At 65.1% G+C, this 238-nt stretch carries 1 protein-coding gene; it reads left to right on the forward strand.

Annotation, left to right across the window (positions count from 1 at the left end; all coding sequences use genetic code 11):
- The coding region (locus SB751_RS35005) for a 2OG-Fe(II) oxygenase (protein ID WP_410749616.1) at positions 1 to 238 on the forward strand (238 nt) is incomplete at both ends.

The raw sequence follows: 238 nt of genomic DNA on the forward strand, positions 1-238 counted from the left end.
GCTTCGGGCGCGGCGAGTACAAGTACTTCGCGTATCCGCTGCCCGCAGTCGTCGACGCGCTGCGCGCAACGATCTACCCGCATCTCGCGCCGATTGCCAATCGCTGGAATGACGCGCTGCGGATCGACGTGCGCTATCCGCTCGACCATGCGGCGTTTCTCGACCGCTGCCACGACGCCGGACAGACGCGACCCACGCCGTTGATCCTGCAATACGGCGCGGACGACTACAACTGTCT

It is taken from the genome of Cupriavidus sp. SIMBA_020, from assembly GCF_046535395.1.
In the GTDB taxonomy this organism is placed as follows: domain Bacteria; phylum Pseudomonadota; class Gammaproteobacteria; order Burkholderiales; family Burkholderiaceae; genus Cupriavidus; species Cupriavidus campinensis.